This is a genomic window from Rhizobium sp. 3T7 (assembly GCF_020166565.1).
In the GTDB taxonomy this organism is placed as follows: Bacteria; Pseudomonadota; Alphaproteobacteria; order Rhizobiales; family Rhizobiaceae; genus Rhizobium.
In genome coordinates, this window is sequence record NZ_JAIQXS010000001.1 from 73,009 (window position 1) to 93,197 (window position 20,189).

At 60.2% G+C, this 20,189-nt stretch carries 17 protein-coding genes and 1 pseudogene; 16 read left to right on the forward strand and 2 right to left on the reverse strand.

The features are described 5' to 3' along the window. Positions 1 to 34: 34 nt before the first annotated feature. Positions 35 to 229, reverse strand: a complete 195-nt coding sequence (locus K9B32_RS00360) for a hypothetical protein (protein ID WP_018858314.1) — start codon at positions 227 to 229, stop codon at positions 35 to 37. A gap of 574 nt (positions 230 to 803) precedes the next feature. On the opposite strand from K9B32_RS00360, the gene mraZ reads away from it, so the two are divergent. The 12 genes from mraZ to murB all read left to right on the forward strand — a co-directional run bounded on the left by mraZ (position 804) and on the right by murB (position 14,605). Next, complete coding sequence (gene mraZ / locus K9B32_RS00365) at positions 804 to 1,241, forward strand: division/cell wall cluster transcriptional repressor MraZ (protein ID WP_224559958.1); 438 nt, start codon at positions 804 to 806, stop codon at positions 1,239 to 1,241. Between the two features lie 17 nt (positions 1,242 to 1,258). Then, complete coding sequence (gene rsmH, locus K9B32_RS00370; RefSeq protein ID WP_224559959.1) at positions 1,259 to 2,284, forward strand: 16S rRNA (cytosine(1402)-N(4))-methyltransferase RsmH; 1,026 nt, start codon at positions 1,259 to 1,261, stop codon at positions 2,282 to 2,284. 1 nt (position 2,285) lies between these two features. After that, the gene (locus K9B32_RS00375; protein WP_224559960.1) at positions 2,286 to 2,690 is read left to right on the forward strand and encodes a hypothetical protein; all 405 of its coding nucleotides are present in this window, start codon (positions 2,286 to 2,288) and stop codon (positions 2,688 to 2,690) included. Between the two features lie 2 nt (positions 2,691 to 2,692). Next, on the forward strand, positions 2,693 to 4,435 hold the full coding sequence (locus tag K9B32_RS00380; protein WP_224559961.1) for a peptidoglycan D,D-transpeptidase FtsI family protein: 1,743 nt from the start codon (positions 2,693 to 2,695) through the stop codon (positions 4,433 to 4,435). A 66-nt stretch (positions 4,436 to 4,501) separates the two neighbouring features. Then, positions 4,502 to 5,962, forward strand: a complete 1,461-nt coding sequence (locus K9B32_RS00385) for a UDP-N-acetylmuramoyl-L-alanyl-D-glutamate--2,6-diaminopimelate ligase (RefSeq protein ID WP_224559962.1) — start codon at positions 4,502 to 4,504, stop codon at positions 5,960 to 5,962. Beyond that, positions 5,959 to 7,392: a UDP-N-acetylmuramoylalanyl-D-glutamyl-2,6-diaminopimelate--D-alanyl-D-alanine ligase gene (locus K9B32_RS00390; protein WP_224559963.1), complete on the forward strand. Its 1,434-nt coding sequence runs from the start codon at positions 5,959 to 5,961 to the stop codon at positions 7,390 to 7,392. Before K9B32_RS00385 ends, K9B32_RS00390 begins: the two co-directional genes overlap by 4 nt. Before the next feature lie 22 nt (positions 7,393 to 7,414). Then, positions 7,415 to 8,515: a phospho-N-acetylmuramoyl-pentapeptide-transferase gene (gene mraY, locus K9B32_RS00395; protein WP_007802312.1), complete on the forward strand. Its 1,101-nt coding sequence runs from the start codon at positions 7,415 to 7,417 to the stop codon at positions 8,513 to 8,515. Positions 8,516 to 8,522: 7 nt separating this feature from the next. After that, positions 8,523 to 9,935: a UDP-N-acetylmuramoyl-L-alanine--D-glutamate ligase gene (gene murD / locus K9B32_RS00400; protein ID WP_224559964.1), complete on the forward strand. Its 1,413-nt coding sequence runs from the start codon at positions 8,523 to 8,525 to the stop codon at positions 9,933 to 9,935. A 1-nt stretch (position 9,936) separates the two neighbouring features. Continuing rightward, positions 9,937 to 11,091, forward strand: coding sequence for a putative lipid II flippase FtsW (ftsW, locus tag K9B32_RS00405; protein WP_224559965.1), 1,155 nt, complete (start codon positions 9,937 to 9,939; stop codon positions 11,089 to 11,091). A gap of 6 nt (positions 11,092 to 11,097) precedes the next feature. Further along, positions 11,098 to 12,222, forward strand: coding sequence for an undecaprenyldiphospho-muramoylpentapeptide beta-N-acetylglucosaminyltransferase (murG, locus tag K9B32_RS00410; protein ID WP_224559966.1), 1,125 nt, complete (start codon positions 11,098 to 11,100; stop codon positions 12,220 to 12,222). Further along, positions 12,219 to 13,634, forward strand: coding sequence for a UDP-N-acetylmuramate--L-alanine ligase (gene murC / locus K9B32_RS00415; RefSeq protein ID WP_224559967.1), 1,416 nt, complete (start codon positions 12,219 to 12,221; stop codon positions 13,632 to 13,634). The genes murG and murC overlap by 4 nt, the downstream gene beginning before the upstream one ends. Further along, positions 13,631 to 14,605: a UDP-N-acetylmuramate dehydrogenase gene (gene murB / locus K9B32_RS00420; protein ID WP_224559968.1), complete on the forward strand. Its 975-nt coding sequence runs from the start codon at positions 13,631 to 13,633 to the stop codon at positions 14,603 to 14,605. The genes murC and murB overlap by 4 nt, the downstream gene beginning before the upstream one ends. A gap of 117 nt (positions 14,606 to 14,722) precedes the next feature. Here the strand turns inward: murB and K9B32_RS00425 are convergent, their stop codons facing one another. Continuing rightward, positions 14,723 to 16,027, reverse strand: a complete 1,305-nt coding sequence (locus K9B32_RS00425; RefSeq protein ID WP_224559969.1) for an MFS transporter — start codon at positions 16,025 to 16,027, stop codon at positions 14,723 to 14,725. Positions 16,028 to 16,240: 213 nt separating this feature from the next. Between K9B32_RS00425 and K9B32_RS00430 the strand changes: the two are divergent. The 4 genes and pseudogenes from K9B32_RS00430 to ftsA form a co-directional block, all read left to right on the forward strand. Next, a pseudogene (locus K9B32_RS00430) lies at positions 16,241 to 16,747 on the forward strand (aquaporin); the annotation flags it as partial. Between the two features lie 228 nt (positions 16,748 to 16,975). Beyond that, entirely contained in the window at positions 16,976 to 17,902 is a 927-nt protein-coding gene (locus K9B32_RS00435; protein ID WP_224559970.1) for a D-alanine--D-alanine ligase, read from the forward strand. After that, positions 17,890 to 18,822 (forward strand): cell division protein FtsQ/DivIB, encoded by a 933-nt coding sequence (locus K9B32_RS00440; RefSeq protein ID WP_263490455.1) that lies wholly within the window; start codon positions 17,890 to 17,892, stop codon positions 18,820 to 18,822. Before K9B32_RS00435 ends, K9B32_RS00440 begins: the two co-directional genes overlap by 13 nt. After that, complete coding sequence (gene ftsA / locus K9B32_RS00445) at positions 18,819 to 20,150, forward strand: cell division protein FtsA (RefSeq protein WP_224559971.1); 1,332 nt, start codon at positions 18,819 to 18,821, stop codon at positions 20,148 to 20,150. Before K9B32_RS00440 ends, ftsA begins: the two co-directional genes overlap by 4 nt. Positions 20,151 to 20,189: the final 39 nt, after the last annotated feature.

Consider the following 20,189-nt stretch of genomic DNA (forward strand, 5'->3'; position numbering starts at 1 on the left):
TTTCCTTGGCGAAATGAGGGTTCCGGCATTGCCGTCAGTGGGCGGTCGGCGCCTTCGCCAGACATTCGTCGCAGGTGGTGCTGCTGCGCGCAAGAATGGACCAGCGCTTGAATATCTTCCCGCAGGAATCGCACTGGATGTCGGTTGTCATGCCCGACTGCGAGAGCGGAATACGCTTTTCCGGCTCAAAGCGCCCGTACAGAAGCCCCTTTAGTGTGAAGTTTGTCATGGCGTTACTCCACTGTTACTTATTTAGCTTTCAGGAATATGCGGCAGCGCAGAACTAATTCAATTCTCCGCCTCTTTATTATTTTGCACATGGCAATATCCGAACGGCTTGATCCCTTACTTCGAAGGAAATAGCCGTCGTCTACCTCTTCATGGGGGCGCTCGGCGCCTCCCACTCTTGAAGCGGAAGTCTTAAGCCTCTGTTTGAAATCGCATATCTGGCTGTGCCGATTTGAGACATGTGCCGCCTTCGAGGGCGCGCTCGCAACACGCCCGCTTGGCATCGGCAAGGGCAATCCTAACCCTTTGTTAAACTTAACAGCTTATAAATTTTCGATACTGCGCTCATCGTGAGACGGGCGTTTCCCATTGACGCCCATATGGTCCCATGTTATCCCATCTATGCACTGCGCAAGGGCAGGTAGGTGCCCCTCAATCGCAAAGCCAAGGTGTCTTCCTCGATGGAGGCGCCGGATGGGGTCGTGCCCGTTTGGCTCGCGAAGCTGTGCCTGAATTTCGGGGTTCCGGGCTTGTGAGTTCAGTCCGGGCTCTTTCGGGAACGGATGTTTCGTGTCATGGGCCGCTTCCTTTCAAATGCGACCAACAGAATCGATTCCAAAGGCAGGGTTTCCGTGCCGGCGGCGTTTCGATCCGTGCTGGCGCAGCGCAATGTTCAGGAGCTCTATTGCTTCCAGGACTTTGTGTTTCCGGCGATCAGTGTCGGCGGTCCGGACCTCCTGGAGAGGTTCGAGCGTCAGATTTCTGCGGAAGATCCGTTTTCGCCGGACGCGAACGAGATGTCGCTTCTCATCCACGGGGGCGGTATCTTCATGAAGCTCGATGCGGAAGGTCGGCTGATGGTCACGGATTTCATCCGCGACTTCACCGGCATCTCGGACGAAGTGACCTTCGTCGGTCGGGCGGATCACTTTCAGCTGTGGCAGCCGCAGGCATTTCAGGCTGCCCAGATGCAGGCACGAGGAGGGCGTCGGCTGGCGGGCAGGCGTTCCTGACAATACGAGGGAACGGAATGGCGGCGAATCCTGGCGGAGATTCAACTGATGCCGGTGGCGGACCGGTTCGCCACATTCCGGTTCTTCTCAACGAAGTGCTTGCGGCGCTCGATCCTTCCCCTGGCAAGCTCATTCTGGATGGCACATTCGGTGCGGGCGGCTACACGTCTGCCATTCTGGGTGCAGGTGCAAACGTGATCGCCCTCGATCGGGACCCGACCGCTATCGAAGCCGGCCAGGCCCTTGTGGCAAGCAGCCAGGGTCGTTTGAAGCTCGTTCATTCTCAATTTTCTCAATTGGCCGAGTGTGCTCCCCACGACGGGCTCGACGGGGTCGTGCTCGACATCGGCGTCTCGTCGATGCAGATCGATGAGGCCGAGCGTGGCTTCTCGTTTCAGAAGACTGGTCCTCTGGATATGCGCATGTCGGCTCTAGGCGTTTCCGCGGCTGACGTGGTTAATCGCGCCAAGGTGGCCGACCTGATCCGCATCTTTCATTTTCTCGGAGAGGAAAGCCAGTCGCCGCGCATCGCCCATGCGATTGAAAAGCGGCGGGCTGAAAAGCCCTTCGAGACCACGCGTGATCTGGCCGGGCTGATCGAGCTCGTCACGCCGCGCAAGATGAAGGACAAGATTCATCCGGCGACGCGCGTCTTTCAGGCGCTGCGTATTTTCGTCAACGATGAGCTCGGCGAACTGGCACAGGCGCTGTTTGCCGCGGAGCGTGTCCTGAAGCCCGGTGGACGCCTCGTTGTCGTCACCTTTCATTCGCTTGAAGACCGGATCGTCAAGACGTTTTTCTCCGATCGCGCCGGCAAGGCTTCGGGCTCTCGTCATCTGCCCGTTGCGCACGAGCGTGCGGCGACCTTCGAGCGGATCGGTAAGCCAATGGTTGCTGCGACCGAAGCGGAGGCGCAAGCAAACCCGCGGGCGCGCTCGGCCAAGCTACGGGCGGGGCTGCGCACTGCAGCACCTGCCGAAGCGGCAGATGTTTCCATCTTCGGATTGCCGAATCTGGCGAGTCTCGGAAAGCTCGGAGCCTGATATGCTGAGAACCTTGGACCTTATCCTGGTCGGTGTCATGACAGCAGCGGCGGCTGTCACCTACACGATCAAGCACCATGCCGAGCTCAAGCTTGAGGAGGTTCACCGCCTCGAAGCGGAGATCAAGCTTGAGAAGGACACGATCGATCTATTAAAGGCCGATTGGGCTTTGCTCTCCCAGCCGAACAGACTCGAGCGTCTCGTCAACAACTACAATGGCGAGCTTCAGTTGCAGCCAACGGCTTCAACGTCGCTGGTTCATGCCAGGGAGCTGCCGATGTTGAAGTCGCAGGTTCCTGTTCCCGACGTTACCGAAGCGAAGGCTGGTTCTGCCAAGGCAAAGCCTAAGGCAGTGGCGCCGCAACCCGAAGAAGAAGACCTGATGGCAACCGGATCGGTGGAGTAGCGATGTCCTTTCTTTCACGCATCATGGTCTTGAAGAGCCAGGCACATTTTTCGGCAGGCACACACAACCGCTTCGGCGCCAAAACGCCGATCGAGGGATCGCGAAAGAAGAGGGCAGGGCAGGCCAAGAGCCGTGTCGGTCTCCTGATCGTCGGTTTCCTCGGGGTCTATTGCGTGATCGGCGGGCGTCTCGTTGAATACGCCATCCGCGACCCGGAGGTCGTGTCCAGCATTCTGCCGCCGGATCGCCTGATGGCGTCGCGCCCTGATATTCTGGATAGAAACGGCGAAGTGCTTGCGACCGATATCCGCACTGTCTCGCTGTTTGCCGAACCGAATAAGGTCGTCGATGCCGACGAGGCGGTCGAGAAGCTTGCCACGGTTCTGCCCGACCTTGACATGAAGGGTACCTATAAGAAGCTCGCGAACCGCACCTCCCACTTTGCCTGGCTCCGTCGCCAGTTGACGCCGAAGCAACAGAGCCAGATCCTCGCGCTCGGCATTCCCGGCATCGGCTTCCGGCCGGAGAAGCGTCGCTTCTATCCGGGTGGCCCAACCGCAGCGCACATCCTCGGTTACGTCAACATCGATAACCGCGGCGTTGCCGGCATGGAGAAATACATTGACGATCAGGGTCTTGCCGACCTTGCTTCAGTCGGGATGACAAGCGACCAGCCGCTTGAGCCGGTCCGCCTGTCGATTGACGTCCGCGTCCAGAACATCGTGCGTGACGTCGTCGTCAACGCAGTTAAGAACTACGAGGCAAAGGGCGCCGGCGCCGTGATCCTCGATATTCATACCGGTGAGGTGCTTGGGATGGCATCGGCGCCGGATTTCGATCCCAACAATCCGCTGGAAGGCGCCAAGGAGGGCTGGCTCAACCGCATGTCGAACGGCACGTTCGAGATGGGGTCGACCTTCAAGACCTTCTCCCTCGCCATGGCACTCGACACGGGCAAGGTCAGTCTCAACGACAGCTTCGATGCGACGCAGCCGATCCGCATCGGCGGCTTCACCATTCACGACTTCCACGGCCAACGCCGTTGGCTGACGCTGCCTGAAGTCTTCCAGTATTCCTCGAACGTCGGTACCGCCCGCATCATCGACATCGTCGGCATGGATGCTCAGAAAGACTACCTGACGAAGCTCGGCCTCTTGACCAAGATGCAGACCGAGTTGCCAGAAGTGAAAATGCCGAGCCAACCGAAGGTTTGGAAGAAAATCAACTCGATTACGATTTCCTTCGGCCACGGGGTCTCGACCACGCCGCTGCAGACGGCGGTTGCCGGCGCTGCACTCGTCAATGGCGGCAAGCTCATCGAGCCGACCTTCCTTCCGCGCAACCGCGAACAGGCAGACGAAGTTGCTGAAGCGGTCGTCAAGAAGAGCACCAGCGACGATGTGCGCTATCTCTTCAAGCTGAACGGCATCAAGGGGTCTGGCCGCAATGCGGACGTTCCCGGCTTCAACGTCGGTGGCAAGACCGGGACGGCCGACAAGGTGGTCAACGGCCGCTATGCGACGAACCTCAACTTCAACGCGTTCCTGGCGGCATTTCCGATCGATGACCCGAAGTATGTCGTGCTGACATTCTGTGATGAGCCGCACAATGGTGAGAAGGGCCAGAACATCGCCGCGTATACTGCAGCGCCGATGGTGAAGAACATCATTGCCCGCGCAGCGCCAATTCTCGGTGTGGAACCCAAGTTCGGTGACGACGGATCGGCCATGTTGGTGTCTTATTGAGTCTGAATGAATGTCGAAGCCGATTCGCCACGGGGCGCGGCGGCTTGAGAGAGAAAAGTACATTCGATGAACTTGCGAGACATCGCCGGAGATGCATTTCCGGAACTTGAAGATCAATTGGCTGGGGCTGTCGGGGCGCTGGCGGTTTCTGGCATCTCGTCCGATAGCCGCAAGATCGAACCCGGAATGGTGTTTGTGGCTGTCGCCGGGACGAAGGCGGACGGCGCGGGCTTTATCGCGGATGCGGCGACGCGTGGTGCGGTCGTAGCGCTTGCCTCCCATAGTATCGATGCCTCCATCCCCGTTCTTGTCGTGAACGATCCGCGCCGCTTCCTGTCGATCGCGGCGTCTCACTTCTATGGCAAGCAGCCGGAAACGATGGTGGCCGTGACCGGCACGGCCGGCAAGACCTCGGTTGCCTCCTTCACCCGGCAGATATGGGCCTATGCTGGGCATGCGGCCGCGATGATCGGCACGACCGGCGTCGTCTCGCCGACACGTAACGAATACGGCTCGCTAACGACGCCTGATCCGGTTTCACTTCACAAGCTGCTGACAGAACTCGCGGACGAGGGCGTCACGCGTGCCTCGATGGAGGCGTCCAGCCACGGGCTCGATCAGGGCCGCCTGGACGGCGTCAAGCTCGCTGCCGCTGCCTTTACCAACCTCGGCCGCGATCACATGGACTACCATCCGACGGTCGAAAGCTACATGGCCGCGAAGATGCGCCTGTTCGACACGCTGCTGCCGAAGGGCGCACCGGCCGTGATCTTTGCCGACGATGCTTGGTCGGAGCAGGCGATAAAGGCGGCTCGCGATGCGGGTCACGATGTTCGCACCGTCGGCCGCAAGGGCGATTACCTGACGCTGAAGCGCGTCGAGCATTTTCGCCACAAGCAGGTGGCTGAAATTCATGCCGACGGCGAGATCTTTGAGGTCGACATTCCGCTTGCCGGCGATTTCCAGGTGGCCAACGCGCTCGTGGCGGCAGGCCTTGCCATGTCGACGGGTGTGCCGGCGAAGGTCGCCATGGCCGCGCTCGAGAAGCTGCAGGGCGCGTCGGGTCGGCTTGAGCTGGTGGGGCACACCAAGGATGGCGCACTTGCTTATGTGGACTACGCACATAAGCCGGACGCGCTCGCCAACGTTTTGGAATCCGTTCGGCCTTTTACGACCGGCCGTGTGATCGTCGTATTCGGCTGCGGCGGCGATCGAGATCGCGGCAAGCGCCCGATTATGGGCGAGATCGCCTGCCGTCTGGCCGATGTGGTGATCGTCACCGACGACAATCCGCGCTCAGAAAAGCCGGCGGCTATTCGTGCCGAGATCATGGCGGCTGCAGGTTGTGCGACCGAGATCGGCGACCGCGCCGAGGCGATCCGAACCGCGGTTGAAATGCTGACGTCGGGCGACACGTTGATCGTTGCCGGCAAGGGACACGAGGAAGGGCAGACGATCGGGAGCGTCACCCTGCCGTTTTCGGATCACGCCGAATTGCGTAAGGCTTTGGAGGAGCTGAAACCGTGAACTGGCTTTGGACGACGGAAGACATGATTGCCGCCATGGCAGGGCGGCCGTTCGGAACTTTGCCTGAGGGCATTACCGGGATTTCCATCGACAGCCGTTCCATTGCCCCCGGCGAAGCTTTCTTCGCCATCAAGGGCGACCGCGTTGACGGCCACGACTTTGCGTCGATGGCGATGGCAAACGGGGCCGCTCTTCTCGTCGTCAGCGAAGCACGCCTTCCAGCCATGGGGCGGCTCACCGTTCCGGTGATCGTTGTCGAGGACGTGTTGGCGGCGCTTGGCAAACTCGCTGTTGCCGCGCGCGCCCGTTCGCGCGCCCAAATCATTGCTGTCACCGGTTCGGTTGGCAAGACGACCACCAAGGAGATGCTGCGGCGAGTCTTGGCTCCATCGGGCAAGGTGCATGCTTCCGTGGCCTCTTTCAACAATCACTGGGGCGTCCCTTTGACGCTCGCCCGGATGCCGCTCGATACCTATTTCGGTGTTTTCGAAGTTGGCATGAACCATCCGGACGAGATCCGTCCGCTGGTCAAGATGATCAAACCGCATGTCGCCGTGATCACGACGATTGCCCCGGCTCACCTAGGCAATTTCAAGAGCATTCGCGAGATCGCAACGGCGAAGGCCGAGATTTTCGAAGGTGTGGTTCCGGGCGGGCAGGTCGTGCTTAACAGAGACAACGACCAGTTCAACTTCCTGGAGCGCACGGCACAGGCTTGCGGCATCCAGCACATCCATTCGTTCGGTCAGCATGCGAAAGCCGATTTTCGTCTGGCGGAGTTCAACGGCTCCGATCAGAGTTCGACGTTGTGGATAACCATTGACAGCGAGACGAAGGAAGTTGCGATCGGTGCGCCGGGCCGACACATCGCCGAGAATGCGTTGGCCGCCCTCGGCGTCGTGAAGATCGTCGGGGCTGATATGCAGCAGGCGATCGGCGCTCTTGCGACGCTCCAGCCGGAAAAGGGCAGGGGTCGTCGTCATCGGTTGGCGATCGAGCGCAGTTCCTTCACAGTCGTCGACGAGAGCTACAACGCCAATCCGGCTTCGATGCGGGCGGCAATCGCTGTGCTTGCGAGTTCCGTGCCGACGGGCACGGGACGCCGCGTCGCCGTGCTTGGCGACATGCTGGAGATGGGCGACTACGCGGAGAAAGTCCATTCGGATCTGGCGGGGCCATTGCTCGCTGCCGGTATTGAGCACGTCTGGCTTGCCGGCCCTGAAATGGTTGCGCTGAAGGAATCGCTGCCCGAGAGCGTCCAGGTCGTCCACTACGAGAAGACCGAAGAACTCGCAGAATATGTCTTAAACGCTGTCGCGGTTGGCGACGTGCTGATGGTAAAATCGTCACTGGGCACGGGTTTCGGCAAGATCGTCGCCGCGCTCCTTGACAAATTCCCGCCATTTGCCGACACGCAACGCGATTTTTGAGCGGCTAAACAAGGGGCCCTGAATGCTGATTTGGCTTGTCGAACTGTCGGAACACCTGAAATTCTTGAATCTGTTCAGGTACATTACCTTCCGCACGGGCGCCTCCCTGTTTACGTCCGCCTTCATTGTGTTCCTGTTTGGTCCTGCCATCATCAACTCGTTGCGTATCCGTCAGGGCAAGGGGCAGCCGATCCGCGCCGACGGCCCGCAGACGCACTTCAAGAAGGCCGGTACGCCGACCATGGGCGGCCTGATGATCCTCGCCGGCATTGTCGGTTCGTCGCTGCTTTGGGCCGATCTTTCCAACGTTTACGTGGTTGCGACGCTGCTCGTGACCCTCGGTTTCGGCGCGATCGGCTTCTACGACGACTACCTGAAAGTCACCAAGCAGAGCCACAAGGGCTTTTCCGGCAAGGCTCGGCTCGGCATCGAGTTCGTGATCGCCGGCATTGCCGTCTACTTCATGATGCGCACGGCGCTGGCGTCGGGTACGGCAGGTTCAACCTTCGGGTCGTCGGTCGCATTTCCGTTCTTCAAGGATTTCATGATCAATCTCGGCATCATGTTCGTTGTCTTCGGCGGCTTCGTGATCGTTGGCGCCGGCAATGCCGTGAACCTTACCGACGGTCTTGATGGCCTCGCCATCGTCCCCGTGATGATCGCCGCTGCGTCCTTTGGCGTCATCGCCTATCTGGCGGGTAACGTCGTCTTCGCGAATTATCTACAGATCAATTTCGTACCGGGCACAGGCGAACTCTCGGTTGTCCTCGGCGCCGTCATCGGCGCCGGCCTTGGCTTCCTCTGGTTCAATGCCCCGCCCGCCGCGATCTTCATGGGCGACACCGGCTCGCTGGCGCTCGGCGGCACGATCGGCACGGTTGCCGTGGCGACCAAGCACGAGATCGTCATGGCGATCATCGGCGGCCTGTTCGTGATGGAGACGCTGTCGGTCATTATCCAGGTCGGCTTCTTCAAGATGACCGGTCGGCGCGTCTTCCTGATGGCGCCGATCCATCACCATTTCGAAAAGAAGGGCTGGACGGAAAGCCAAGTTGTGATCCGCTTCTGGATCGTTGCAGTCGGTCTCGCCCTGCTTGGTCTCTCCACCCTGAAGCTGCGGTAAGGCCGCAATGATCCCCGTTACGACACTCGCAGGGAAGAAGGTCGCGCTCTTTGGGCTCGGGGGCTCGGGCTTTGCCACGGCGCGTGCGCTCAAATTGGGTGGTACCGAGGTCACTGCATGGGACGATAACCCGGACAGCGTCGCCAAGGCGGCCGCTGAAGGCATTCATACAGCGGATCTGCGCTCCATCGACTGGAGCGCGCAATCGCTCTTCGTGCTTTCGCCGGGTGTTCCCCTGACGCATCCGAAACCGCACTGGACGGTCGATCTCGCTCGTGCCGCCGGGGTTGATATTGTCGGCGACGTCGAGCTTTTCGTGCGCGAGCGCCGGGTGCATGCGCCGGATTGCCCGTTCATCGCGATCACCGGCACCAACGGCAAGTCGACGACGACGGCGCTGATCGCGCACATCTTGAAGTCCAGCGGCAGGGATACACAACTCGGCGGCAACATCGGAACGGCGGTCCTGACGCTCGATCCGCCAAAAGTTGGACGCTTCTACGTCGTCGAGTGCTCATCCTACCAGATCGATCTTGCGCCGACGCTCAATCCGTCCGCTGGCATCCTGCTCAACCTGACGCCGGATCATCTCGATCGCCACGGCACAATGCAGCACTATGCCGACATCAAGGAGCGGCTCGTTGCCGGCAGCGGCGTTGCCGTCATCGGCGTGGACGACAGCCATTGCGAGATGATCGCAGACCGTATCGAGCGGGCAGGCCGCAAGGTTACGCGGATTTCGCGGCGCCACGCGCTTCCCTATGGCATCTATGCGGATGGAACGAAGCTTATCCAGGCCTCGGGAGGCGCAACAAGGCCGATTGCCGATCTTAACGGCATCCAGACACTGCGTGGCAGCCATAATGCGCAGAATGCCGCTGCGGCCGTCGCCGCATGCCTTGCAGTTGGCGTCCCGGACGACGAAATTCGTGCCGGCTTGACGTCCTTCCCCGGGCTCAAGCATCGGATGCAGCCGGTCGGGCGTCGCGGCAATGTCGTTTTCGTCAACGACTCGAAGGCCACCAACGCCGATGCGGCCGCTCCGGCGCTGTCGAGTTACGACCGCATCTACTGGATCGCCGGCGGGTTGCCGAAGGCCGGCGGCATCACCTCGTTGACAGGATTCTTCCCGCGGATCGCCAAGGCCTATCTGATCGGCGAAGCCGCGGCCGAATTTGCCGCGACGCTCGGCGAAGCCGTGCCATATGAGATTTCTGGAACGCTGGAGCGCGCCGTGGCTCACGCGGCTGCGGATGCTGAAAAAGATGAAAGCGGCCCACTGGCCGTGATGTTGTCCCCGGCTTGCGCAAGCTTCGACCAGTATAAGAACTTCGAAGTGAGGGGCGATGCATTTGTCAGCCATGTGGCAGCGCTCGACGGAATCACCATGCTGATCGGTTCGGCAACAGGAGATAAATGACATGGTAAGCCGCGCGGAACGTGGGCCTCTGGCCGATTGGTTTTGGACCATCGACCGCTTTTTCCTGGCGATGTTCATCTTCCTGATGGGCATCGGCTTCATGCTGTCGTTCGCCGCGTCGCCAGCGGTTGCCGAGCGCATCGGGCTGGAGCCGTTCCACTTCGTCAAGCGACACGCGGCTTTCATGATCCCATCGCTCGCTGTCATGGTCGGGCTTTCCTTCCTGACGCCGCGCCAGGTGCGGCGCACGGCGATCATCCTGCTGATTGTCGCTCTCGGCATGATGTTGTTGGCGCTGTTCTTCGGCATCGAGGTCAAGGGTTCCCGCCGCTGGGTCACCTTGGCCGGCATCTCGATCCAGCCGTCAGAGTTCATGAAGCCGGCCTTTGTGGTGGTTTGCGCATGGCTTTTTGCCGAGCATGCGAGGCAGCCTGAAATTCCGGGCAACCTATTCGCCATCATCCTGTTTGGCATCGTGGCAGCACTTTTAGTCGCACAGCCCGACCTTGGGCAGACGATCCTGACAACGGCTGTCTGGGGCGGCATGTTCTTCATGGCCGGCATGCCGTGGATCTGGATCATTATTCTGGGTGCCGGCGGCGTCGGAGGACTCTTCGGCGCCTACTACGTGTTCCCGCACGTGGCGCTGCGTATCGACAAGTTCTTGACCGGCGAGGGCGATACCTTCCAGATCGATACGGCGCGTGAAGCCATCATCCGCGGCGACTGGTTCGGCCAGGGACCGGGCGAGGGCATCGTCAAGCGCATCATCCCGGACGCGCATACCGACTTCATTTTCTCGGTCGCTGCCGAGGAGTTCGGGATCGTCTTCTGCATGGCGCTTGTCGCGCTGTTTTCCGTTCTCGTGCTGCGGGGTCTCTCGCATGCCTACAAGGAGCGCAATGACTTCAACCGCTTTGCCGTCGCTGGTCTCGTGCTGCAGATCGGCATACAGTCGATCATCAATGTGGGCGTCAATCTCGAACTGCTGCCGGCAAAGGGCATGACCCTGCCGCTGATTTCCTACGGCGGTTCGTCCATGGTCGCCATCTGCGTCACCGCCGGGTTCATTCTGGCGCTGACGCGTCATAGGCCGGAAAAGCGTGCGCAGGATCGGAGCCTCTTCCGGGTCGCGCATGGCATGCCGGCGGAGTAAGAGTTCATGAGCAAAGGCATCGTCCTGCTTGCCGCCGGGGGAACCGGCGGTCATGTGTTTCCCGCGGAGGCTCTGGCCTACAAGCTGAAGGAGCGGGGCTATTCCGTGCATCTCGTCACCGACAGTCGTGCCGAGCGCTATGCCGGAAAATTCCCGGCCGATGAGATCCACGTCGTTCCGTCGGCGACGATCGGCTCGAAGAATCCGGTCGCCGTCGCTCGCTCGCTGTGGACGCTTTGGAAAGGTATGCGGGCCGCCAAGAAGCTGATTGCACGGCTGAAGCCCGTGGTTGTTGTCGGCTTCGGCGGCTATCCCACTGTACCGCCGCTGCTTGCCGCGACACGCCTTGGCGTGCCTGCCATGATCCACGAGCAGAATGCGGTGATGGGACGCGCCAACAAGGCGCTGGCGAGCCGCGTGCAGGCGATTGCCGGCGGTTTCCTGCCTGAAGGCGGCGGTCAGTTTCCCGACAAAACGGTGACAACGGGTAATCCGGTGCGCCCGGCAATCATCGATGCGGCGAAAGTGCCGTATTCTCCATCGAATCCTGGTGAGCCTTTCAATCTCGTCGTCTTCGGCGGCAGCCAGGGCGCACAGTATTTCTCCAAGGCGATGCCGACGGCCGTCAGCTTGCTTGATGACGGACTTCGCGATCGCCTGCGCCTTACCCAGCAGGTGCGGCCCGAAGATACGGAGATGATGGGCGCTTGCGTCGCTCAATTGAAGATGGCGGCTGACACAGCCCCCTTCTTCACCGATATGGCCGAACGACTTGCCGCTGCACATCTCGTTATCTGCCGTTCAGGCGCGTCGACTGTTTCGGAGATTTCCGTGATCGGGCGGCCGGCCGTGCTCGTGCCTTATCCGCATGCATTGGATCACGATCAGGCCGCGAATGCGGCAGCGCTTGCGGCGACAGGCGGCGCCAAGGTTATTCCGCAGGCCGAGCTTTCGCCCGAGAAGATCGCTTCGATCCTCAACCATGTGATGAATGACCCCGAAAAGCTCGCCCGGATGGCCGCTGCAGCAAAGCAGGCGGGTAAACCCGATGCTGCGAACTTGCTTGCCGACATGGTAGAGGCTATTGCGGCACGACGTACAATTGCAGAGTTCAAGGGGAAACGCGCATGAAAATGCCGAAGGCCATCGGCCTCGTTCATTTCATCGGCATCGGCGGCATCGGCATGAGCGGCATTGCCGAGGTGCTGCATAATCTCGGCCATCGCGTGCAGGGATCGGATCAGGCCGACAGCGCCAATGTGCAACGCCTGCGCGACAAGGGCATCGAAGTCTTCGTCGGTCACAAGGCCGAGAACCTCGGCGACGCCGAAGTTGTCGTCGTCTCGACCGCGATCAAGAAGAACAACCCGGAACTCGCAGCGGCGCGCGAAAAGCTGCTGCCGGTCGTACGCCGGGCAGAGATGCTTGCCGAATTGATGCGGTTCCGCAACGCGATCGCGATTGGCGGAACGCATGGCAAGACGACGACCACGTCGCTGGTGGCGACGTTGTTGGAAGCGGGCGGCCTCGATCCCACGGTCATCAATGGCGGCATCATCAATGCCTACGGCACCAACGCCCGCATGGGCGAGGGTGAATGGATGGTGGTGGAGGCCGACGAGTCCGACGGCACATTCCTGAAGCTTCCCGCCGATGTTGCTGTCATCACCAACATCGACCCTGAACACCTCGATCACTACGGCAACTTCGATGCTGTGCGCGCTGCATTCCGCCAGTTCGTCGAGAACGTGCCGTTCTACGGCTTCGGCGTGCTGTGCCTCGACCATCCGGAGGTCCAGGCACTGGTTGGCCGCATCGAGGACCGCAAGATCATTACCTATGGCGAGAATCCTCAGGCCGACGTTCGTTTCATGAATGTTCGTGTCGAGGGTCCGCGTTCGATTTTCGACGTCGAGATCCGTCGCCGGCGGACCGGGCAGGTCATCAGGCTCGACAATCTCGTGATGCCGATGCCCGGACGTCACAACATCTCTAATGCCACCGCCGCGATTGCTGTTGCCAACCGTCTCGGCATGTCGAGCGAGGACATCGCCAAGGGACTGGCCTCCTTTGGCGGCGTCAAGCGTCGCTTCACGCTGACCGGCGAATGGAACGGTGTGCAGATCTTCGATGATTACGGTCATCACCCGGTCGAGATCAAGGCCGTGCTGCGGGCCGCGCGCGAGGCCTGCAAGGGGCGTGTGATTGCGGTCCATCAGCCGCATCGCTATTCGCGCCTATCGAGCCTTTTCGAGGAGTTTGCGGCTTGCTTCAACGATGCGGACAGCATTTTCCTTGCGCCTGTCTATGCCGCGGGCGAGGATCCGATCGAAGGGGCGAACTCCGAGGCACTTGTGTCACGGATCAAATCGGGCGGTCACCGTGATGCCCGCTTCCTGTCGTCCCCAGAGCTTTTGCCTGAAATGGTCGCAGAGATTGCAAAGCCGGGGGATTTTGTGGTTCTGTTGGGGGCTGGGAGTATCACATACTGGGCGGCGGCGCTGCCCAAGCAATTGGAAAGCCTTTCGGGAATATCTGCATGAAACAGGTGAATGGGGAAAAGCTTCTTGCGTCGCTCGGCGACGGCGTAAAGGACATCCGTGGGAGGATCACACCGGATGCGCCGATGGACCGTGTCACCTGGTTCCACGCTGGCGGTCTGGCCGAGCTGATGTTCCAGCCACACGACGAGGACGACCTCATCGCCTTCCTCAAGATCCTGCCCGAAGAAGTGCCGATCACCGTCGTGGGCGTCGGCTCTAATATTCTCGTGCGCGATGGCGGTATTCCTGGTGTCGTTCTCCGGCTTTCGGCGAAAGGCTTCGGCTCGGTCGAGCTCGCTGGCGAGAATCGTATCCTTGCCGGTGCAATTTGCCCGGACAAGCATGTCGCGGCCATGGCAATGGACAACGGCATCGGCGGCTTCCACTTCTACTACGGCATCCCTGGCAGCATCGGCGGTGCGGCACGCATGAACGCCGGCGCCAACGGCGCGGAGACGCGTGAACGGGTTGTCGAGGTGAACGCCGTTGATCGCAAGGGCAACAAGCACATCCTGTCGAACGCCGATATGGGCTATTCCTACCGTCATTCGTCGGTGCCGAACGATTTGATTTTCACGTCGGTGCTCTTCGAAGGCTATAGCGAGGATCGCGCCAAGATCCGCGCTGAGATGGATGCCGTGCGTAGCCATCGCGAGACGGTCCAGCCAATCCGGGAAAAGACCGGCGGTTCGACCTTCAAGAACCCGGAAGGACATTCGGCCTGGAAGCTCGTCGACGAGGCCGGATGCCGCGGTCTGGTGATCGGCGGAGCGCAGATGTCCTCGCTTCACTGCAACTTCATGATCAACATGGGGCAGGCGACGGGATATGATCTCGAATATCTCGGCGAACAGGTTCGCCGCGAGGTCTTCGAGAATTCCGGCATCAAGCTTGAGTGGGAAATCAAGCGTCTCGGCGTTTTCATGCCGGGACGCGAAGTCCGCCCCTTCCAGGGCGTGACCAGCGAGTAGCCTTCCTCCGGCTGGTTCCTCGCTCGAGAGACAGGAAATAGCTTTTTACCTTCTTACAGAAAGGAAAGGCCGCAAAACCAGGGTTTTGCGGCCTTTCGTTTTCAATATGAGTTAACTTCAGACTTCGTCGCGGCCCGAAGCCAGGACGCAGATCAGCGTGATGACCGCGGAGAGGCCGAGATAGTAGCCGACATACTGCATGCCGTAGTTTGCCTGCAGCCAGGTGGCGATGTAGGGCGCCAGCGAAGCGCCGAAGATGCCGGCAAGGTTGAAGGTGATCGACGAGCCGGTGTAGCGGACGGCCGTCGGGAAGGGGGCGGCAAGCGCTGTTCCGATCAGACCGTAGGTCATGCCCATCAGCGCCATGGCGACAATCGCGAAGACTACGATGCGACCTTCGCCGCCGGTCATCAGGCCGGGCAGGAAGAACGAGAAGATACCGATCAGCAAGGTGGTGAGGATCAGCATTTCGCGACGTCCGAACCGCTCGGCCAGTTTGCCTGATATCGGGATGAAGATACCGAAGGCGACCGAACCGACGATCTGGATTTCGAGCGCGTCAAGGAACGGGATCTTCAGGACCTTGACGTTGTAGGACAGCAGGTAAGCCGATCCGATATAGAACAGCACGAAGGTCGCGAGCGCCACGAAGGTGCCGAGGAACAGGCTACGCTTGTGCTTGCGAAAGAGTTCGGCAACCGGAACAGCAACGCGTTCCTGCTTGTCGATCGCCTTCTGGAAGGCTGGCGTCTCGGTGATCGATAGGCGGACCCAGAGGCCGATGACGATCAGCAGGATCGAGGAGATGAACGGCACGCGCCAGCCCCAGCTCAGCAAAGCGTCCTGAGACATGACCTGCAGCAGCAGCCAGAAGATGCCCGAGGAAAGGAACAGGCCAACCGGGGCGCCGAGCTGCGGGAACATGCCGTACCAGCTGCGCTTGCCTTCCGGCGCGTTCTCGGTCGCGAGCAGCACGGCGCCACCCCATTCGCCGCCGAGACCGAAGCCCTGGCCGAAACGGCAAAGCGCCAGCAGCAGCGGTGCAATGACGCCGATCGATTCGTAGGAGGGCAGGAGGCCGATCACAACCGTCGAAATGCCCATGGTGAGCAGTGCGGCAACGAGTGTCGTCTTGCGGCCGATCCTGTCGCCGAAATGGCCGAAGACCACGGCGCCGAGCGGACGGGCGAAGAAGGCGATGGAGAAGGTTGCAAAGGATGCAAGCAGTGCGGTCGTCGGGTCGCTGTTCGGGAAGAACAGCGTCGGAAAGACCAGCACGGCGGCGGTTGCATATACGTAAAAATCGAAGAATTCGATCGTGGTGCCGACGAGGCTCGCGATCAGAACACGCGCCGGCGAGTTGACTTGCGCATGGTTCGATGAAGCGGGAGTCGGCGATACTCTGTATATCGCGTCTGACATTTTCATTCCAATCGGGATTGTAAAGATGCCTTGGGAGGCAGGCGGCTCTTAACGTAATTTTAATTCGGCGCAAATGGCCATCGCGTAACAAACGAAAAAAAGACTAGTAGGCTTTGCATTTTTCCGCTCATCGACGCCGCGTGTGGCGCTTGACCAGAGTCAATATGAAGCAGCGTTCCTCATGAACGCTCTGGTTGAGCGCAGGAGGGAAATATGCAAAAAAGTCTCATTGCAGAATTTCCTGGAACGTTCTGGCTCGTATTCGGCGGCTGCGGCAGCGCCGTGCTTGCCGCAGGGTTTCCCGAACTTGGAATTGGCTTTGTCAGTCTTGCGTTTGCCTTTGGTCTCACCGTCCTGACAATGGCTTTTGCCGTCGGCGGCATTTCCGGTGGGCATTTCAACCCGGCGGTTTCCATTGGTCTTGCGGTGGCTGGCAAGGTCCCAGCTGGTCGTGTGATTCCTTATATTGTTGTGCAAGTGCCTGGCGCGATTGTCGCGGCGGGCGTGCTCTATGTGGTGGCCAGCGGCAAGGCCGGTTTCGAGCTTGGAGGCTTTGCCGCGAATTTTTGCGGCGAGCATTCGCCGGGTGGCTATTCGCTTATTTGTGGGCTTGTTATCGAAATCGTCCTGACGTCGTTCTTCATCTTCATCATTCTGGGCTCGGCCAGCAGCAGAGTGCCGGCAGGTTTCGCGCCAATCGCCATCGGGCTCGCACTGACGCAACTTCCTTTACGGAACCCCACGTGTCACGCGCTGTCGCTACGGGGGGTTGCGTTTTGCACGGGCCCTGTCCGGGCGGTCGTACAAGGCAAAAATTAACAAAAGTAAACACTTCATTAACCATAATCGGACTCTAATACATCTGCATCACCGAGCGAGATTCGGACGACAAACAAGCTTGGTGCAAGCGTCGGAACGCAGTGTGCAGGTTATTTTTTGGGGGTGTTGATGAGTCGCAAGCATGTCGCTGTCCTGATGGGCGGGTTTTCCTCGGAGAGGCCGGTAAGCCTTTCTTCCGGGACGGCGTGTGCGGATGCTCTTGAGGCTGAGGGCTTCCAGGTGACGCGGATTGATGTCGATCGCGATGTGTCTGCGAAGCTTGCTGCCTTGCGACCCGATGTCGTCTTCAATGCACTGCATGGCCCCTACGGCGAGGATGGTACGATCCAGGGCGTGCTCGAATATCTTGAGATTCCCTACACGCATTCCGGCGTGCTGGCGTCGGCCCTTGCCATGGACAAGGAGAAGGCCAAGGGCGTTGCCGCCGCCGCTGGCATTCCGGTTGCTCAATCCGAGGTGATCAATCGATTCGCCTTTCCGGCCGAGCACCCGATGAAGCCGCCCTATGTTGTAAAGCCTGTGCGTGAGGGCTCCAGCTTCGGCGTGGTGATTGTCCAAGAGGATCAGTCCCATCCGCCCCAGGTCATCAGTTCTCCGGAATGGCGCTACGGCGAACAGGTTCTTGTCGAGCGTTACATCTATGGTCGCGAGCTGACTTGCGGTGTCATGGGTGATCGGGTCCTCGGCGTGACTGAAGTGGTGCCGCTCGGGCACGGCTTCTACGATTATGATGCCAAGTACGTCGCGGGTGGATCGAAACACGTCATTCCGGCGGAAATTTCACCGAATATTTACCAAAAAATACAATCATTGGCGTTAAGGGCGCATCAAGCAATTGGTTGCCGTGGCGTCAGTCGCTCCGACTTTCGTTATGACGACCGCTTCTCCGAAGATGGCGAAATCATCTGGCTGGAAATCAATACTCAGCCGGGCATGACGCCAACCTCCCTGGTGCCCGAAATGGCCGGTCATGCCGGCTACTCGTTTGGTGAATTTCTCCGTTGGATGGTGGAGGACGCTTCTTGTTCTCGGTGACGGTCAAAAGGATAGGGCGCCCAAGTCATCAGGCGGAGCCTTCGTATCCCGAGGGTGATGGTCGGCTGATTCTGCCGCGCCCGCTGCGTCGTGTCGTTCGCTTCCTTGTCAGTCTCGGAAGCGGCCGCATCCATATTCCGGCTCATGTCGGGACGGTCTCCGCCTTGGCTTTCTTTGCCGCGACGGGTCTCTATGGCATGTCGCTCGGTGGTCACACAGAAGCAGTTGCCCAGGCGACGACAACGGCTGCCGGATTTGCGATCGATGATGTGAAGGTATCCGGCAATTCCGAGACCTCCGAAATCGAGATCCTGCAGCTGTTGGGGTTGGATGGCACAACGTCGCTCGTGGCGCTCGATGTCGATGCGGCGCGTCAGAAGATCGCCAAGCTTCCCTGGGTCGAGAATGTCGAAGTTCGCAAGATCTATCCGAAGACGATCGAGGTAAAGCTCAAGGAACGTCAGGCCTACGCCATCTGGCAGCATGGCCAGGAACTTTCTCTCGTGGAGAAGGGTGGCTCGGTAATCGCTCCGCTGCGCGACAATAAGTTCTCGCAGTTGCCTCTGGTGGTTGGTCGCGGTGCGGAGGCTGCAGCAACTTCGCTCGAAGCTGAATTCGCAAACTGGCCGGAGATCAAGGCGCGGGTGAAGGCCTACGTCTGGGTTTCGGGTCGTCGCTGGGATCTACACATGGACAACGGCATTTCGGTGAAGCTGCCGGAAGACGATGTCGATCTGGCGTTGGCGCGGCTGTCGAAGTTCATGAAGGAGCAGGATCTTCTGGAGCGCGACATCGCTGCCGTCGATCTGAGGCTCACCGACCGCACGGCAATTCAGTTGACGCCGGAGGCGATGGCGCGCCGGCAACTGGTGCTCGATCAAAGGGCTAAGGATTTGAAGAAGGCGGGGCAAAATATATGAGCTTGTTCGGTTCGTCCCATTTCGGATTGCCGCGCCTGAAGCCGCTTTCGTCGAAGCGGTCCCATGTCGTTTCGGTGCTGGACATCGGATCGACGAAGGTCGTCTGCATGATCGGCCGGCTGACGCCCCGCGAGGAAAGTCAAGTTCTGCCCGGTCGCACGCATAACATTGAAATCATCGGGATCGGTCATCAGCGCTCGCGTGGCATCAAGACCGGTGCGATCTCTGACCTCGATGCTCTGGAAAGCGTGATTCGCCTTGCGGTCGACGCTGCAGAGCGCATGGCCGGTCTTACTGTCGAAAGCCTGATCGTCAACGTCACGGCCGGTCGCCTGACGAGCGACATCTACACCGCAACCATCGATCTCGGTGGCCAGGAAGTCGAACTGAACGACCTCAAGAAGGTCCTTTCCGCCGCCTGCCAGCAGTCGCTGCGCCAGGATCGTGCCGTACTGCATTCGCTGGCAACCGGCTTCTCGCTTGACGGCGAGCGCGGTATCCGCGATCCGCTGGCGATGTATGGTGACGTTCTCGGCGTCGACATGCACGTCGTCACGGCTGAGCGTACCGCGCTTAAGAACCTCGAGCTCAGCGTCAATCGCGCGCACCTCTCGGTCGAGGGCATCGTTGCGACGCCCTACGCATCGGGCCTTGCTGCGCTCGTCGACGATGAAGTCGAGCTCGGCTGCGCGGCGATCGATATGGGCGGCGGCACGACGACGATTTCGGTCTTCGCAGAAGGTAAGCTGGTGCACACGGATGCCGTCAGCCTCGGCGGCCATCATGTCACCACCGATCTCGCCCGCGGTCTTTCGACCCGTATCGAGGATGCCGAACGCCTGAAGGTCGTTCACGCTTCCGCGATGCCGAATTCCTCGGACGAGCGCGAACTGATCTCGATCCCGCCGATCGGCGAAGACGAACGCGACCTGCCGACACAGGTGCCGCGCGCTTTGGTGTCGCGCATCGTCAGCGCCCGTATCGAGGAAACGATGGAATTGATCCGCGACCGCATCCAGCGCTCGGGCTTCAGCCCGATCGTCGGCAAGCGCGTCGTGCTGACGGGTGGTGCGAGCCAGCTGACCGGCCTTGCCGAAGTCGCGCGCCGCATCCTTGCCCGCAACGTCAGAATCGGTCGTCCGATGGGCGTCTCGGGTCTGCCGACAGCAGCGAAGGGCCCAGCCTTTTCGACCGCCGTCGGCCTGATGATCTATCCGCAGGTCGCGGACCAGGAAACACATGCGTCACAGAGTGGTCTGCTCATGTCGCTTGGGGGAAATACCAGCCGCTTTGCCCGCATGGGGCAGTGGCTGAAAGAAAGCTTCTGATAATTGAGTGAATTGGCCGGCGTGGCGATGCGGCCATAA

What these genes read in the sequence shown, in the direction of transcription:
- mraZ (WP_224559958.1), top strand. Translation starts at nt 804, where the DNA reads ATGGGCCGCTTCCTTTCAAATGCGACCAACAGAATCGATTCCAAAGGC.
- K9B32_RS00425 (WP_224559969.1), bottom strand. Translation starts at nt 16,027, where the DNA reads ATGTCAGACGCGATATACAGAGTATCGCCGACTCCCGCTTCATCGAAC.
- murD (WP_224559964.1), top strand. Translation starts at nt 8,523, where the DNA reads ATGATCCCCGTTACGACACTCGCAGGGAAGAAGGTCGCGCTCTTTGGG.
- ftsW (WP_224559965.1), top strand. Translation starts at nt 9,937, where the DNA reads ATGGTAAGCCGCGCGGAACGTGGGCCTCTGGCCGATTGGTTTTGGACC.
- K9B32_RS00385 (WP_224559962.1), top strand. Translation starts at nt 4,502, where the DNA reads ATGAACTTGCGAGACATCGCCGGAGATGCATTTCCGGAACTTGAAGAT.
- ftsA (WP_224559971.1), top strand. Translation starts at nt 18,819, where the DNA reads ATGAGCTTGTTCGGTTCGTCCCATTTCGGATTGCCGCGCCTGAAGCCG.
- murC (WP_224559967.1), top strand. Translation starts at nt 12,219, where the DNA reads ATGAAAATGCCGAAGGCCATCGGCCTCGTTCATTTCATCGGCATCGGC.
- K9B32_RS00360 (WP_018858314.1), bottom strand. Translation starts at nt 229, where the DNA reads ATGACAAACTTCACACTAAAGGGGCTTCTGTACGGGCGCTTTGAGCCG.
- mraY (WP_007802312.1), top strand. Translation starts at nt 7,415, where the DNA reads ATGCTGATTTGGCTTGTCGAACTGTCGGAACACCTGAAATTCTTGAAT.
- K9B32_RS00435 (WP_224559970.1), top strand. Translation starts at nt 16,976, where the DNA reads ATGAGTCGCAAGCATGTCGCTGTCCTGATGGGCGGGTTTTCCTCGGAG.
- K9B32_RS00380 (WP_224559961.1), top strand. Translation starts at nt 2,693, where the DNA reads ATGTCCTTTCTTTCACGCATCATGGTCTTGAAGAGCCAGGCACATTTT.
- K9B32_RS00375 (WP_224559960.1), top strand. Translation starts at nt 2,286, where the DNA reads ATGCTGAGAACCTTGGACCTTATCCTGGTCGGTGTCATGACAGCAGCG.
- rsmH (WP_224559959.1), top strand. Translation starts at nt 1,259, where the DNA reads ATGGCGGCGAATCCTGGCGGAGATTCAACTGATGCCGGTGGCGGACCG.
- murB (WP_224559968.1), top strand. Translation starts at nt 13,631, where the DNA reads ATGAAACAGGTGAATGGGGAAAAGCTTCTTGCGTCGCTCGGCGACGGC.
- murG (WP_224559966.1), top strand. Translation starts at nt 11,098, where the DNA reads ATGAGCAAAGGCATCGTCCTGCTTGCCGCCGGGGGAACCGGCGGTCAT.